The sequence below is a fragment of the Streptococcus oralis subsp. tigurinus genome (genome assembly GCF_002093545.1).
GTDB lineage: Bacteria > Bacillota > Bacilli > Lactobacillales > Streptococcaceae > Streptococcus > Streptococcus oralis_C.
Window position 1 is genome coordinate 1 of record NZ_LNVF01000009.1, and the last position, 12912, is coordinate 12912.

Genomic DNA, 12912 nt, shown 5'->3' on the forward strand with positions numbered 1-12912 from the left:
TTATTTAATAAATAAAGGAGAGAAAATGTCATACACAGTAACATTATTTTTTGACAACATGGTAGACGAAACTCACTTTTTTAAGAAAGAGGGAGACGCTGCCAAATGTAAGGCTCAGCTCGAGAGCAAGTATCGAGGAAATCGAATGTATAAGGTGAAACTTAAGGAGCAGGAAGAATGAAGAAACAAGAATTAATTAAACATATCGAGGATTTGCCTTACAAAGAGGGTCCTATCGTCGATAAAATTGACATCAGCAGAAAAGGGATTTTGGAACTAGTGAAACAACTAGACGAACCGCAGAAAGTCACAATCCCGCAGTATGTGGCGGATTGGATTGAGACAGCTAAAACTGTCTACTCTTTATCTGGTGGTATGACGTTTGGAGGTCCGGGAGTTAATAAGTGGCTAGCTATCGATGATAACCAAGGAACCTTCGCTCGAGCTTGGCTTGACGGCTACACAGTTGAAGAGGAGAAAAAATACAAAATTACACTTCTAAACCGAAACGACGGGGACTTATATCTCGTCAACCAAAATGCTGACTTAGCAGATAAATACGGACATTTTTCTCCCGTAGTGCTTCTTTTTACAAAAGGCACTAATTTTTCAAAAAAGTGCTACGAACTTACGAAGAAAGATGTAGTTTCGTATGATTTCGGCTGGGTGTTCGATTGCCCAGGGGTACAGATTGAGGAGGTGGAGTGATGAGAGTGTTCATGGAGTTCGTTGACGACGAAGAAAAGCTGGCGGTGGAGAAACTCAATGAATATATTGAAAAAGCCAAAATAGCAACAAGTGGCAAGGCGAAAATAAAAGTTATAGGTTATCAAGTCGCACGTTACGAACAATTAAACAAAGAAAGAACTTACATTCTTGCTGAGGAGGTCATAGATTGAAAAGATTCATTTCGGTTTGGATTGTATTGTCAGCTACTTTGAACATCTGGCAGATGGGCAGGATTCGGAATTTGGAAGAGAAGAAGCCAATGGTTATCTACAAGGCTGATAACGCAGGCGCTGAGATATTTGGTAAAGTCGTCGAGAAAGGACACCATGGCAAGCTATACACACTTACGATTCGTGATTACGGTGCGTTCGTGGTTACGAAGGACGTTTATGACAAGGTGAAAATTGGAGATGAGGTGAGGTTATGAGACCAAAAAAATATCCGTACACAGGGAGCAAAATAAATAAAGTAACTACAATAGGAATAGGAGCTCGAGAGCTTGTAGTTTTTCCTAACGTAGCTTTTAGAAAAGACTTACTCAAACACGTTTTCTCAGTTGTCAAACAACATGACAACGCTACAATCATTTACTTCAGAATTCCAAAAGTATTCGGATACGAGGAGGAAAGAGCAAAAGTACATCTAAGCTATGAAAAGACGATGAGGATACTCAATAGCTACTAAAACAAAAAAGCCAAGACACTCTCTGCCTCAGCTATAATTAACGCAACATTATTATATCACAAAGGAGATAGAGAGTGAAGGCTAAAGAGCTCTTGAAAGAGTTGCAGGATCTGGACATGGACATCCAAAGCCGTATAGACGAAATTAACGAGCTTGAGGCAGGCTTGCTCTCAAGCCCCAAGTGGACTGACGTCAAAGTCCAAGGCGGACAGACTAGAAAAGTTGATGATGTCTATACCCAGTTAGTAGTGATGAAAGAGGCTATAGAACAGGATACCAAAGAAGTTATCAACAGGAAACTTGAATTAGGTAGGATGATCAATAGGCTTAAAAATCCAAAACATAGAACTATTTTGAGAAAGACCTACATCAATAAGATGTACGTTGATGACATCTGTGACAGCATGGGGGGCATGAGTTCCCCTACTTACTATCGTTTGAAGAAACAAGCAGTAAAGGAACTTGATAGTATTCTTTCAGAATTGATAGTAAATGATAGTAACTGTACAGGCATGAAGTCTAAAATCTGTTAAAATGGTAGTATCAAGAATTAAAGCAAAGGCACCTTAGGAAACGACCTAGAAAAGCTTCTGAAAAACTGCTGGCTTGGGTTACCAGTGGCGATAGAGTAGGATGTTTTAATATCGCAAAAAAGACTACAAAAAATAAAAAAGAAAAAAGTAATTTCTAATTAACACCGCAAGTCTGTAGTCTGCTTGCACCAAGTCACTCTTTGAGTGGCTTTTTATTTTGTCGGAAAGGAGGTAGTCCGGTGAGTGGATAAATTAACCCCAAAACAAGAGCTATTTGTCCAAGGGATAATCTCCGGGCTATCTCAAAGACAAGCGTATAGACAGGCTTACAAAGCCGAAAAAATGAGCGATGCAGTAGTTGACAATAAAGCATCTGCTATTTTCAATAAGGGTGAGGTAAGGGTTAGGTACCGTGAGTTACTCAAACAGTTCTCGAACATGTCCTTATGGTCCAGAGAACAGGCTTTTAACGAGTATGAATGGCTAAAAAATAAAGCTAGGGCAAGCATCGAGAATGAAGGTATTAGACAAGCTAATTCTAACGCTTTTCTTTCGGCTTTGGATGGCATGAATAACATGGCTTGGAAAGACTTTGAATTGACAGACGATAAAATCAGACAAGAGATTGAATTGCTTAAGATCAAGATTGAAAGCAACCAAGGCTCCAAGTCTGATACTACTCTCATGGAAGCTCTGTTGAATGCCGTGAAGGGTGGTGATGAGGTTGAAGATTGATTTTTCAAACAAACAACTCAACATCATTCGTAGACCGTTCAACTATGAGCTTGAGGTCAACGAGGGCACGCCCCGAAGTGGTAAGACAACCGCTGGTCATTTTAGGTATGCAAGATACTTGATTGAGTCACCAGACGAGAACCATCTTATAGCTGCATACAATCAAGAGCAAGCCTACCGTCTATTTATTGACGGCGACGGCACAGGTCTAATGCACATCTTCGATGGCAATTGTAAAATCAAGCATGACGAGCACGGAGACCACCTCTTAATCGATACCCCCAGCGGAACTAAACGAGTTTACTACAAAGGCGGAGGTAAAGCTAATAGCGTAGGTGCTATCACTGGTATGTCGCTAGGCTCGGTAGTTTTTTGTGAAATTAACCTACTGAACATGGACTTTATCCAGGAGGCATTCAGACGGACGTGGGCCGCTAAACTACGCTATCATCTAGCTGACCTTAACCCTCCAGCTCCACAACATCCAGTTATTAAGGATGTATTTGATGTCCAGAACACACGCTGGACCCATTGGACGATGGACGACAATCCGATTCTGTCTGAAGAGCGTAAGCAGTCTATTATTCAATCGCTGAAGAAAAACCCTTATCTCTACAAGAGAGACGTACTTGGTCAGAGGGTGATGCCTCAGGGCGTCATATATGGCCTATTTGACCTCGATAAGAACATCAAGGATAACTTGGTAGGCGAACCTATAGAAATGTATTTCAATGGCGATGGTGGACAATCTGACGCCACCTCAATGTCTTGTAACATCGTTACTAAGCATAGAGAGGACAACAAGACTTTCTTTAGGCTCAATCGTGTAGCTCATTACTATCATAGTGGTGCTGAGACTGGCCAAGTAAAGGCTATGTCTACTTATGCGGTCGAGCTTCGAGCGTTCATTCAATGGTGCGTTAGCAAGTATCAAATGCGCTATACCGATGTCTGGATTGACCCAGCATGTAGATCCTTACGAGAGGAATTGCACAAGCTAGGGATTCAGACAAGAGGGGCTTTGAACAACGCCCATGACGTTAGCAGCAAGGCGAAGGGTATCGAGGTAGGGATTGAACGTGGCCAGAATATCATCTCTTCAGGTCAGTTCTTGCTTATCAATCACCAAGAAGAAGAGTACGACCATTACTATTTCTTGAAAGAGATTGGCCTTTACAGCCGGGATGATAACGGACGGCCAATTGACAAAGATAACCACGCAATGGACGAATTTAGATATAGTGTGAACGTATTCTATAAGCGTTACGCCAATTTTTAGCAACAAGGAGCCGATAAATGGGCATTATTCAATTTGTCAAAAATCTATTTAAGAGAGGACAGTATGCAATGACGACAGAAAGTCTAGCAAGTATCACAGACCATCCTAAAATTGCAGTGACAAGCGCAGAGTATCGTCGAATCAACGAGAATTTAAGATACTATCAGAGCAACGCTGACAAAATCACTTACATAAATACGGACGGCATCAAGAAACAAAGAGAAGCGACCCATTTGCCAATCGCTCGGACCGCTTCTAAGAAGATTGCCAGTCTGGTCTTTAACGAGCAGGCTTCGATTAAATTGGACGATAAAGAAGCAAACACATTCATTCAAGAAACCTTGAAGAATGACCGCTTTAACAAGAACTTTGAGCGCTATCTTGAGAGCTGTTTGGCCCTTGGAGGTCTTGCCATGAGGCCTTATGTGGATAATGGACGAGTGAGAGTGTCATTCATTCAAGCGCCAGTCTTTTTACCACTTCAATCTAACACGCAGGATATTTCAAGCGCTGCTATCGTGACTAAAACGATTAAAGCTTCAGGTCAGAAGAACATCTACTACACCTTGATTGAGTTTCACGAATGGGCGAAAGATGGGAAATACATCATTTCAAACGAGCTATACAGGTCTGAAAGCTCTGAGCAGGTCGGTGGACGTGTGCCTTTGGCCGAAGTCTATGAGGATTTAGAAGAACAAGTTGAACTAAACGGTCTAACAAGACCGCTTTTTTCTTATCTCAAACCTCCAGGGATGAATAACAAAGACATCAATTCACCTCTAGGCTTGTCTATCTTCGACAATGCCAAGAGCACGATTGATTTCATTAATACGACCTATGACGAGTTCAAGTGGGAAGTTAAGATGGGCCAACGCAGAGTGGCAGTTCCTGAGAACCTTACAGAAACTCGAATGGTCAACATTGACGGAGACGCCCAGCTTGTCAAGCGGTTTGATACAGAGCAGAATGTCTACTTGCGCTTATCTACTAGCGACATGGATGGTGGAAGCATCACAGACTTGACTACTGCAATCAGAGCAGATGATTACATCAAGACCATTAACGAAGGCTTGAGTCTATTTGAGATGCTTCTAGGTGTATCCGCTGGGATGTTTACATTTGACGGTCAGAGCTTGAAGACTGCGACCGAGGTCGTTTCTGAAAACTCTGATACTTACCAAATGAGAAACAGTATTGTCAGCTTGGTCGAGCAATCCTTGAAAGAGTTGATTATTTCAATCTGCGAGCTTGGTAGCCTTTATGGATTGTATAGCGGTCCAATTCCTCAAATGGAGAAGATTGCAATCAATCTCGACGATGGAGTCTTTACTGACAAGAACAATGAGCTTGATTATTGGACTAAGGCTTTGGCCAGTGGCATTGTCAGCAAGGCTCACGCTATTCAAAAGGCTTTCAATATGTCAGAGCTTGACGCTAAGAAGATGATTCAGGCAATCAATCAGGAAACGATGGACACGGCTAACAGTCAGCGAACACAAGAGGATATTGATATCTATGGAGAATGATTAAATGAACCTAATTCAACATCTAAGGTCGTTTATAGGACTTGAAAGCCCCTCACTAGGACGGAGAATACTAGCAAAAAAAATGGTAGAAGGAATAGAAGAGGCTATCCATGGTAAAAAAGAAGAGTCCACCAATCCAGTTCAATGACGAGCAACTGCTGCTTCAAGCAAGCAATGTCGCAGACATCTATCATCAGCTAGCCTTGGATTTATTTGACAACGTGGTTGAACGTGTGACGGAACGTGGCACTGTCTATCTTGATAAGCAACCGTATATCTGGCAACTTGAGAAGATGCAACAGATGCACATGCTGAACGAGGAGAACCTGAAGCTAATCTCTAAATACTCTGGAGTCGCTGAAGAGCAATTACGTCACATTGTCGAGAATGAAGGTCTGAAGCTATACACAGACACGAAGCAGCAGCTCATGGAAGACTTAGGCCGTGGATCTGCAGGAAATAGCAATCATATTCAAGAAATCCTTGCAGACTATGCAAGTCAAGCCGTCGGAGATATCCATAACCTAATCAATACGACGCTTCCTAAAGCCGTTATTGGGGCTTATCAAGGCATCATTGAACAATCTGTCGCTAGAGTGGTCACAGGCTTGTCAACGGCTGATAAGGCTATCTCTGACACGGTCATGAAGTGGCAAGAGAAAGGTTTTCAAGGTTTCAAAGATAGCGCTGGTCGTAACTGGAAGGTAGACAACTACGCACGGACGGTCATCAAGACGACAACCTATCGAACTTATCGAGAAATGCGAACGAGACCGGCTGAAGAGCTGGGCATTGATACCTTTTATTTTTCAAAAAAGGCGTCAGCTCGCAAGTCGTGTGCCCCTTTGCAACATGAGATAGTAACGACTGGCCGGGCTAGGATCGAACATGGCGAGAAGATTTTAGCTTTGTCAGATTATGGTTACGGTCGGCCTGAAGGGTGCCTTGGTATTAACTGCGGACATATGATCACACCATTCATTCCAGGAACCAATTACAAGCCTGATTTAGGCGAGGATGTGGCAGAGGTTAGTCCAGAGCAAGCAGAAGAAAATGCTAATGCAGAAGCAAAGCAGAGAGCTCTAGAACGGTCTATCAGGGCGAATAAGGAAAAGCTCCACGTCGCTGAGAAATTGGGCGATAAAGAACTGATAGACAAGTATAAGAGTAAGATAGGCACCCAAAACGCTGCTTTGAAAGATTACATCGATAAGCGCCCATTCTTGAAACGAGACGAGGCAAGAGAAAAATACTATGATAATCCTTATGAGCAGGCTAAAAAAGAGATAAAATCGAGAAAAGAAAGTAAATCAGTAGAGAAATTAAAATCTAGTAAATCTGAAGTTGTTAAGGAAACTAAGCCAGAAGTGGCTGACAAGGTTTTTGTAGCTGATAAACCAAATGAAATAGACGACTTCTTCAAGAAACAAAAGTCTTATCAAAAATGGTATAATGAGCTTACAGATGACGAAAGAAGCGTTATTTATTCTTATACAACAGAAAACTATCATAATTTCAACAATATAAAACGTTATGGACTCAATGAAGCGCTAAAAATCCGGGAAAAATTCTGGTTTGAAAACGACGGAGATGTAGCCGATTTACCTTTTGCTTTAGATATTGTAAAAGACACAGAATCGAATATTCCAATCTTAGAAAAAGCTATTTCAAAATTTGCTCCTGAAAAAAGCTTCAAAGCTTATCGTGGAAGTGGGTCTATATCTGCTTTAGGCAAAGATTTAGGCTATATGGATCTCGAAGTTGGCCAATCTCTCAGGTTGGATAAAGCTTTCACTTCGTTCAGTTTGGATAGAAATTATGCTAAAGAGTTTGCTTTCGATGGCGACGGCGCAAACGTACTATTTGAGGTTACTGTCAAGAAAGGTCAGAAGACGGGAGCTTATATTGCTGACTTAGCAGATTATAACCCTGAAAAAGAATATCTGATGAAGCCTAACTTGAAATATAACGTTGTTTCTAAAACAGAAAGTGAAGATGGTTTGCTAATTTATGGTTTGGAGGTGTTAGAAGATGGGACTTGATAAATCATTCATAGAAAAAGCCTTTTATCGACCTGAAGATAGAGTAAATAGAGCGATTTTTGTAAAACCTGAAGAGCTTATTGAAATGTCTGATGAAGATTTGAGTTATTTTGGCGAGGGTATCTTTTATTGTTTGCCTCGTAGTAAATTTGTAGAAAGTCATAAAGATGAAATTCGAGAGAAATACAATCTTTCTAACGAAATGCCAAAGATAAACGGCATCTATTTGGGTACTTTTGTAAAAATGAGAGCATGGGATAGAATTAGAAAAACTAAACCAACCTTAAAAGAAATTATCAACATGACAAAAAAAGAAAGCATTTAGAAATTCTAAGTGCTTTTTTCATGCAATAAATTGCTATAAACCACTATAAACCGTGTCGGATTCGATGCGGTTTTTTGCTTGACTTTATCCGCAGTCGGTAAAGAACGGAAGATAATACCTAATTTTAGGAGGACAAAAGAATGGCAGAAGACATTCAAACACAAGCTGACCAGTCAGCAAATACTGGAGAAAACACCGAGTCACAAACTCAAGAGCAACCTATCAAGACATTCACTCAGGAAGAAGTGACTGGCCTTGTCGCTAAGGAGTCCAAGAAAGCGCAAGAAAAAATCTTCAAAAGCCTAGGATTTGAGGACATCAAGAGCGCTAAAGAAGGGCTTCAACAACTCAAAGAGTGGAAAGACTCACAGAAGAGTGAGGCTGAGAAGCAGTCAGAAGCGCTTGCTGCTAAAGAGAAAGAGCTAGAACTTGCTTTGTCAGACAAGAAGAATCTGGAAGCGAAACTATCAGCTCTGACTTTGGGAGTAAATGCTGAGTCTGTTGACGATGTCATCACTCTATCTGCTCGCTTAGTGACCGATGAGGTGTCTATCGAAGACGCTATTGGCCAAGTATTGCAGAAATATCCTCAGTTCGGTCGCACAGAGCAATCTGAGGAGAAAAAACCACGTTTTTCTGCTGGAGGCAACCCTGACGCAAGTGGTCAAGGGGAAATTACAAAAGCAGAATTTGCAAGAATGGGCGTTCGTAGCCGTAATGAGCTATTTGAGCGAGATCCAGAACTTTATAATAAATTGAGAGGATAAATTTTATGACACAAGGAACAACAACAACAGCACAAGTAATCAATCCACAAGTAATGGCTGATATGGTTTCAGCTAAACTTCCTAAATTGATTAAATTCACTCCACTGGCTTATATCGAGCGTACACTAGTAGGTATTCCAGGAGACACATTAACGGTAGCTAAATGGACCTACTCTGGTGACGCTACTGAAATTACAGAAGGGCAAGCAATCCCTGTTGATCAGCTAGGAACAAGCAAGACCACAATGACCATCAAACAAGCTGGTAAAGCAGTAGAAATCACTGATAAGGCTGCATTAGTTGCGCACGGCGACATCTATAGCGAAGCTGCACGTCAAATTGCGTTAGCAATCGCAAACAAGGTCGACAACGACTTGGTGGCAGTGGCTAAAACTGCTACTCAGAACATCGCTGAAGCTCCAATCACGGTAGATAGCATTGACAAAGCTCTGCAGATTTTCGAAGACGAAGAAGATGCTAAATATGTAGCTTTAGTAAATCCAAAAGATGCGATCAAACTTCGTGCAGATGCTGGCAAGAATTGGCTTCGTGGGTCTGAACTTGGCGCAGATGTTATCGTAAGCGGTACTTTTGGAGAAATTTCAGGCGTTCAAGTAGTACGCTCTAAGAAAGTTGAAGAAGGAAAAGGATTCTTAGTTAAAATCTCTCCTGACACAACTGATGAAGAAGATGATGCGAAATATGGCGCATTCGTTATTAACTTGAAGCGTGATGTGATGGTTGAAAACGACCGTGACATTTTGAAAAAGACTACTGTGTATTCTGGTGACGAATACTACGGCGTATACCTTTATGATGATACTAAGGTTGTAAAATTTGGAGGTGCATAATGGGCATGCTAATGCGTCGCCACTATGATGAAACTACCGAAGTTGAAGAGGTAGCAAAGGAAGAAGTGGCTGAAACTACCGAAGTTGAAGAGGTAGCAGAAAAAACACTCAGTGAATTAACATTGGCAGAGTTGAAAGCTCTGGCGAAAGAAAAAGGGGTTGAAGGTTATTCGACCAAATCGAAAGACGAGCTATTGGAGGTGCTAAATGGCCAAATTTAAAGCAAAATTGAACGCTTATCTAGCTAAGTCTGACCGTCATTTTGACAAAGGGCAAGAATATGAGCTAGATCAAGACGAAGCTAATCGAATCAATGGCCTGTTTAATGAGGTGATTGGTGAAGATTGCTTTGAACTCGTTGAAGAGCCTAAGCAAGATCTAGTTGAGGTGGGGACATCCACCTTTTAAGGAGGTGATTAGATGGCTTACTTAACTAAAGAGGAGTTCGATAAGCTCGGATTTGAGGTCGAGGGAGACTTTGACAAGTTTTTGAAGCGAGCGGAACTCGCTATCGATGCTTATACTAGAGATTTCTATTCTCTAAATAGCTTTGATAGCGACAATACAGCTCGCAAGAAGGCAGTTAAACGAGCTACAGCCTTTCAGATTGCTTATTTGGACAGTTCGGGGGTCCTGACAGCGGAGGACAAGCAAACTATTGCTAGCATGTCAGTCGGACGGACATCTATAAGCTATCGCTCAGGCTCTCAGAATGGTTCGAGTTCGCTTTCTTTGGCGGAAATGCATAATTTATCGAGAGACGCTGAAAACTGGCTGAGGATGGCAGGATTTGGCTCAGCGAGGGTTGATTATGATAGATAAACGAATGCTAACTGATTCAGTGACTATCAAGAAGCCCGTTGGTGAGGACGATTGGGGGAAAGAGGCTTACTCTGAACCCCTTTTATTATCTCCTTGCAAGTTCGATAGATCCTTTTCTCATTCTGGCTCAGGCAATCATCGTAGCGAGTCCAATTCTTCGACTGTGATTGTCTATCACAAATACTGCCCTGTAAAACTCGACAAGAGTTTCGTTGGCGGCGTTGTAGAAGAGGACGGCGTCAGCTACGTTGTTAAGAACATCATCCCTCAATATCATCCATTGACGAGTAGGCTTTTAGCTTATGAAATTGAGGTGATTTGATGAGCGGTGTTAATGTAAAGATTGACCTATCAGGGATCGAGAAAAAAGTATCTCCAGAGAATTTCGCTAAAGGAAAGTTAGCTATTGCTAACCAGATGCTGATGGATATGGAGCGCTTCGTCCCAAAACGAAAGGGGGAATTGAGGTCTAGCGGACATGTTCGACAAGATTCGATTGTCTATGCGACGCCTTACGCTCGATTGATTTACTATGGCAAGAAGCGGAAAGGTTTCTTTTCAGAAAAACAAAGAAGGTTTTTCTTCGCGAATAAAGATAAGCTCCTGAGCCAAAAACCAACACCTGGAACAGGACCAAGGTGGGATAAAAAGGCCGCTGCCCTACACTCTAAGAAATGGGGCGATGTCGGATTGAAAGCGATGGGATTAAAATGAACCAAAACAATGACTTTGCAGAGATCTTGCTTGAATATATCAAGGGCATTCAAGACAAAATCCCGTCTAAACACGGCTATTTAGCTGAGAAAGAGGGGTTAGTGGTATTCCCTCTAGCTGGTGGAGAGGTTGTAGACGAGGACATGGCCGGCACTCAAACAGTCAGCTTGCCTTTTGAAATTGCTATCAAGTCACGAGATCAGGAATTAAACAATAATACATTGTGGCAGATTAACGCTGCCTTATCAAAAATGGACCTAGAATTGCCAAGTAAGAATGGCTCTTACGAGTTCTTAGGTCTGAAAGTCGACAAGCCTTACTTGAATGATTTAGACGAGCAAGGCTTTTACATTTACTTGCTGGACGTAACTGCCAGTCTTGAAATCGAAAGGAATGAATAATGGTTAAAAATAAAAACGTAAAACGTAAACACTACATCGGCCCTTACAAAGAAGCGACTCCGGACACTCCGCCAACTGCGACAGAGTACCTTTGGATTGCTAAAGGGATTAAGAAATCATCGCCAGAAAATAACGAGAAGACAGATGATTTCACTGACTTCTCTGGTGACGGGACACCTGAAGAACAAGTGATCACTAAAACACGAGGGCGCTCATTCGAGGGCGTTCGTGATACAGATGACAAAGCGCAGAATTTTGTGGCAGACAAAGAAGACGCAGTCGGTGACGAGCTTTTGGTTTGGTACAAGGAGATTGATGTGACTGAAAAAACTCAATATGAGGGACCAGCTCGTCTTTCTGGTATCGAAATCGGAGACGGTGAAGCGTCAGAGAATGAAAGTATTAAGTTTAAGGTCGTATGGACTCGTAAACCTAAGAAATCAACAGTAGTACCAGGATAATCTAAGGCGTGATAATTCACGCCTTTTTATTTTTGAAAAGAGGAGAAAAACAATGGTCGTAATTAAGAAACTAAGCAATATCATTCCTATTGATTTCGGAGACTTTCAGCTGGAATACATTGCAAATGACAAGGGCGTGAAGGAACTTGATAAGTTCCGTGAAGGCTTAGCAAAGAACTGGAAGAAAATTGAAAAACTTTCCGACGAGAAAATCGCAGAAAAAGCTAAAGAACTTATCGAAGATGGTTGGACTCAACTATTCGGAGCGGATGCATTTGAAAAAGTCTATAAATTCGCAGACGAAGATACAACTATCGCATTTAACTATCTGACGCAGACTATTCTTGGGATTCAGAAAGAATACCGAGAGCGCAACTCAGAAGACGCATTCAAGAAATATCTAGCGTGATGCCATGTTAGATATTTCTAGAAAGCTAGTTGATGAGCTTGTTCTAGAAATTGAAGGCAAAGAACAGATTTTCCCTCTGCTTTTATCGTTCGATAGAGTTTTGAAAGTCTTTGAATTATGGAAAGACGATGATATTCCTAAGTCCATGCGCCCATTTTTTGCGTTGCGGATCCTGACGGGTGTTTCTTTTGATTTTTTGAGTTTTGAGGAGGCTTTGGAAGTTGTTCAGGCAATTTTTGAAGAGCACATCCAGACAGGCGAGAAAGAAGACGATGTTGAGTATGACTTGGCAGGCAATGTCATAAAGTCCTCGACAACGTCAGAAACACCACAAAAAAGACTCTACAACATGAAGCATGACGGAGCTTATATCTTTGCTTCTTTCATGCAAGCTTACAGAATCGACTTAATCGAAGAAATTGGGAAGCTACACTGGAAGAAATTCAATGCTCTAATTGTTGGCTTGCCTGAGGGAACCAAATTTGTAGAAGTCGTGAAGATTCGCTCTTATGAACCGCAAAAAGGCGACAGTCAGGAGTACATTGATAAGATGCGAGAACTACAAAAAGAGTATCGTCTTCCAGATGATGATTGCGACGAAGAAGATGATGAATATGACTATTACGAGTAGAAA

At 41.6% G+C, this 12912-nt stretch carries 21 protein-coding genes; all 21 read left to right on the forward strand.

Annotated features, from left to right (window positions below; all coding sequences use genetic code 11):
- Positions 1-25 precede the first annotated feature (25 nt).
- The 21 genes from ATE34_RS11130 to ATE34_RS08755 all read left to right on the forward strand — a co-directional run bounded on the left by ATE34_RS11130 (position 26) and on the right by ATE34_RS08755 (position 12909).
- Entirely contained in the window at positions 26-181 is a 156-nt protein-coding gene (locus ATE34_RS11130; protein ID WP_180382694.1) for a DUF7204 family protein, read from the forward strand.
- Positions 178-708 (forward strand): DUF1642 domain-containing protein, encoded by a 531-nt coding sequence (locus tag ATE34_RS08655; RefSeq protein WP_084911674.1) that lies wholly within the window; start codon positions 178-180, stop codon positions 706-708. Before ATE34_RS11130 ends, ATE34_RS08655 begins: the two co-directional genes overlap by 4 nt.
- The gene (locus ATE34_RS08660) at positions 708-899 is read left to right on the forward strand and encodes a hypothetical protein (protein ID WP_084911675.1); all 192 of its coding nucleotides are present in this window, start codon (positions 708-710) and stop codon (positions 897-899) included. The genes ATE34_RS08655 and ATE34_RS08660 overlap by 1 nt, the downstream gene beginning before the upstream one ends.
- Positions 896-1156, forward strand: coding sequence for a DUF1372 family protein (locus tag ATE34_RS08665; RefSeq protein WP_084911677.1), 261 nt, complete (start codon positions 896-898; stop codon positions 1154-1156). Before ATE34_RS08660 ends, ATE34_RS08665 begins: the two co-directional genes overlap by 4 nt.
- A 373-nt stretch (positions 1157-1529) precedes the next feature.
- Positions 1530-1946, forward strand: a complete 417-nt coding sequence (locus tag ATE34_RS08675; protein WP_084911775.1) for a DUF1492 domain-containing protein — start codon at positions 1530-1532, stop codon at positions 1944-1946.
- A 243-nt stretch (positions 1947-2189) separates the two neighbouring features.
- The gene (locus ATE34_RS08680) at positions 2190-2681 is read left to right on the forward strand and encodes a terminase small subunit (RefSeq protein WP_084911681.1); all 492 of its coding nucleotides are present in this window, start codon (positions 2190-2192) and stop codon (positions 2679-2681) included.
- Positions 2665-3960, forward strand: a complete 1296-nt coding sequence (locus tag ATE34_RS08685; protein ID WP_142357490.1) for a PBSX family phage terminase large subunit — start codon at positions 2665-2667, stop codon at positions 3958-3960. The genes ATE34_RS08680 and ATE34_RS08685 overlap by 17 nt, the downstream gene beginning before the upstream one ends.
- A 17-nt stretch (positions 3961-3977) precedes the next feature.
- Positions 3978-5486, forward strand: a complete 1509-nt coding sequence (locus tag ATE34_RS08690; protein WP_142357491.1) for a phage portal protein — start codon at positions 3978-3980, stop codon at positions 5484-5486.
- A gap of 110 nt (positions 5487-5596) precedes the next feature.
- Entirely contained in the window at positions 5597-7528 is a 1932-nt protein-coding gene (locus tag ATE34_RS08695) for a phage minor capsid protein (protein WP_084911684.1), read from the forward strand.
- Positions 7518-7853 (forward strand): hypothetical protein, encoded by a 336-nt coding sequence (locus tag ATE34_RS08700; protein WP_084911686.1) that lies wholly within the window; start codon positions 7518-7520, stop codon positions 7851-7853. Before ATE34_RS08695 ends, ATE34_RS08700 begins: the two co-directional genes overlap by 11 nt.
- Positions 7854-7993: 140 nt before the next feature.
- Positions 7994-8620, forward strand: a complete 627-nt coding sequence (locus ATE34_RS08705) for a hypothetical protein (RefSeq protein WP_084911688.1) — start codon at positions 7994-7996, stop codon at positions 8618-8620.
- A gap of 5 nt (positions 8621-8625) precedes the next feature.
- Positions 8626-9471 carry a N4-gp56 family major capsid protein gene (locus ATE34_RS08710; RefSeq protein WP_084911690.1) on the forward strand — a complete coding sequence of 282 codons (846 nt, stop codon included), beginning with the start codon at positions 8626-8628 and terminating at the stop codon, positions 9469-9471.
- Positions 9471-9692: a Rho termination factor N-terminal domain-containing protein gene (locus ATE34_RS08715; RefSeq protein ID WP_084911692.1), complete on the forward strand. Its 222-nt coding sequence runs from the start codon at positions 9471-9473 to the stop codon at positions 9690-9692. Before ATE34_RS08710 ends, ATE34_RS08715 begins: the two co-directional genes overlap by 1 nt.
- A complete protein-coding gene (locus ATE34_RS08720) occupies positions 9679-9879 on the forward strand; it encodes a hypothetical protein (protein ID WP_084911694.1) in 201 nt (66 codons plus the stop codon). The genes ATE34_RS08715 and ATE34_RS08720 overlap by 14 nt, the downstream gene beginning before the upstream one ends.
- A gap of 12 nt (positions 9880-9891) precedes the next feature.
- The gene (locus tag ATE34_RS08725) at positions 9892-10293 is read left to right on the forward strand and encodes a head-tail connector protein (RefSeq protein ID WP_084911696.1); all 402 of its coding nucleotides are present in this window, start codon (positions 9892-9894) and stop codon (positions 10291-10293) included.
- The gene (locus tag ATE34_RS08730; RefSeq protein ID WP_084911698.1) at positions 10283-10615 is read left to right on the forward strand and encodes a putative minor capsid protein; all 333 of its coding nucleotides are present in this window, start codon (positions 10283-10285) and stop codon (positions 10613-10615) included. Before ATE34_RS08725 ends, ATE34_RS08730 begins: the two co-directional genes overlap by 11 nt.
- On the forward strand, positions 10615-11007 hold the full coding sequence (locus ATE34_RS08735) for a minor capsid protein (protein ID WP_335340808.1): 393 nt from the start codon (positions 10615-10617) through the stop codon (positions 11005-11007). The genes ATE34_RS08730 and ATE34_RS08735 overlap by 1 nt, the downstream gene beginning before the upstream one ends.
- The gene (locus ATE34_RS08740) at positions 11004-11408 is read left to right on the forward strand and encodes a minor capsid protein (protein WP_084911702.1); all 405 of its coding nucleotides are present in this window, start codon (positions 11004-11006) and stop codon (positions 11406-11408) included. The genes ATE34_RS08735 and ATE34_RS08740 overlap by 4 nt, the downstream gene beginning before the upstream one ends.
- The gene (locus tag ATE34_RS08745) at positions 11408-11869 is read left to right on the forward strand and encodes a phage tail tube protein (RefSeq protein WP_084911704.1); all 462 of its coding nucleotides are present in this window, start codon (positions 11408-11410) and stop codon (positions 11867-11869) included. Before ATE34_RS08740 ends, ATE34_RS08745 begins: the two co-directional genes overlap by 1 nt.
- 52 nt (positions 11870-11921) lie before the next feature.
- Positions 11922-12278, forward strand: a complete 357-nt coding sequence (locus ATE34_RS08750) for a 4a-hydroxytetrahydrobiopterin dehydratase family protein (protein ID WP_084911706.1) — start codon at positions 11922-11924, stop codon at positions 12276-12278.
- Positions 12279-12282: 4 nt separating this feature from the next.
- The gene (locus ATE34_RS08755; RefSeq protein WP_084911707.1) at positions 12283-12909 is read left to right on the forward strand and encodes a Gp15 family bacteriophage protein; all 627 of its coding nucleotides are present in this window, start codon (positions 12283-12285) and stop codon (positions 12907-12909) included.
- The last annotated feature ends 3 nt before the right edge of the window (positions 12910-12912 follow it).

Excerpts from the sequence above, each read along its gene's own strand:
- ATE34_RS08735 (WP_335340808.1), top strand. The coding sequence starts at position 10,615 with ATGAGCGGTGTTAATGTAAAGATTGACCTATCAGGGATCGAGAAAAAA.
- ATE34_RS08740 (WP_084911702.1), top strand. The coding sequence starts at position 11,004 with ATGAACCAAAACAATGACTTTGCAGAGATCTTGCTTGAATATATCAAG.
- ATE34_RS08715 (WP_084911692.1), top strand. The coding sequence starts at position 9,471 with ATGGGCATGCTAATGCGTCGCCACTATGATGAAACTACCGAAGTTGAA.
- ATE34_RS08750 (WP_084911706.1), top strand. The coding sequence starts at position 11,922 with ATGGTCGTAATTAAGAAACTAAGCAATATCATTCCTATTGATTTCGGA.
- ATE34_RS08710 (WP_084911690.1), top strand. The coding sequence starts at position 8,626 with ATGACACAAGGAACAACAACAACAGCACAAGTAATCAATCCACAAGTA.
- ATE34_RS08660 (WP_084911675.1), top strand. The coding sequence starts at position 708 with ATGAGAGTGTTCATGGAGTTCGTTGACGACGAAGAAAAGCTGGCGGTG.
- ATE34_RS08655 (WP_084911674.1), top strand. The coding sequence starts at position 178 with ATGAAGAAACAAGAATTAATTAAACATATCGAGGATTTGCCTTACAAA.
- ATE34_RS08705 (WP_084911688.1), top strand. The coding sequence starts at position 7,994 with ATGGCAGAAGACATTCAAACACAAGCTGACCAGTCAGCAAATACTGGA.
- ATE34_RS11130 (WP_180382694.1), top strand. The coding sequence starts at position 26 with ATGTCATACACAGTAACATTATTTTTTGACAACATGGTAGACGAAACT.
- ATE34_RS08755 (WP_084911707.1), top strand. The coding sequence starts at position 12,283 with ATGTTAGATATTTCTAGAAAGCTAGTTGATGAGCTTGTTCTAGAAATT.
- ATE34_RS08725 (WP_084911696.1), top strand. The coding sequence starts at position 9,892 with ATGGCTTACTTAACTAAAGAGGAGTTCGATAAGCTCGGATTTGAGGTC.
- ATE34_RS08695 (WP_084911684.1), top strand. The coding sequence starts at position 5,597 with ATGGTAAAAAAGAAGAGTCCACCAATCCAGTTCAATGACGAGCAACTG.
- ATE34_RS08700 (WP_084911686.1), top strand. The coding sequence starts at position 7,518 with ATGGGACTTGATAAATCATTCATAGAAAAAGCCTTTTATCGACCTGAA.
- ATE34_RS08720 (WP_084911694.1), top strand. The coding sequence starts at position 9,679 with ATGGCCAAATTTAAAGCAAAATTGAACGCTTATCTAGCTAAGTCTGAC.
- ATE34_RS08730 (WP_084911698.1), top strand. The coding sequence starts at position 10,283 with ATGATAGATAAACGAATGCTAACTGATTCAGTGACTATCAAGAAGCCC.
- ATE34_RS08675 (WP_084911775.1), top strand. The coding sequence starts at position 1,530 with ATGGACATCCAAAGCCGTATAGACGAAATTAACGAGCTTGAGGCAGGC.
- ATE34_RS08745 (WP_084911704.1), top strand. The coding sequence starts at position 11,408 with ATGGTTAAAAATAAAAACGTAAAACGTAAACACTACATCGGCCCTTAC.
- ATE34_RS08685 (WP_142357490.1), top strand. The coding sequence starts at position 2,665 with ATGAGGTTGAAGATTGATTTTTCAAACAAACAACTCAACATCATTCGT.
- ATE34_RS08690 (WP_142357491.1), top strand. The coding sequence starts at position 3,978 with ATGGGCATTATTCAATTTGTCAAAAATCTATTTAAGAGAGGACAGTAT.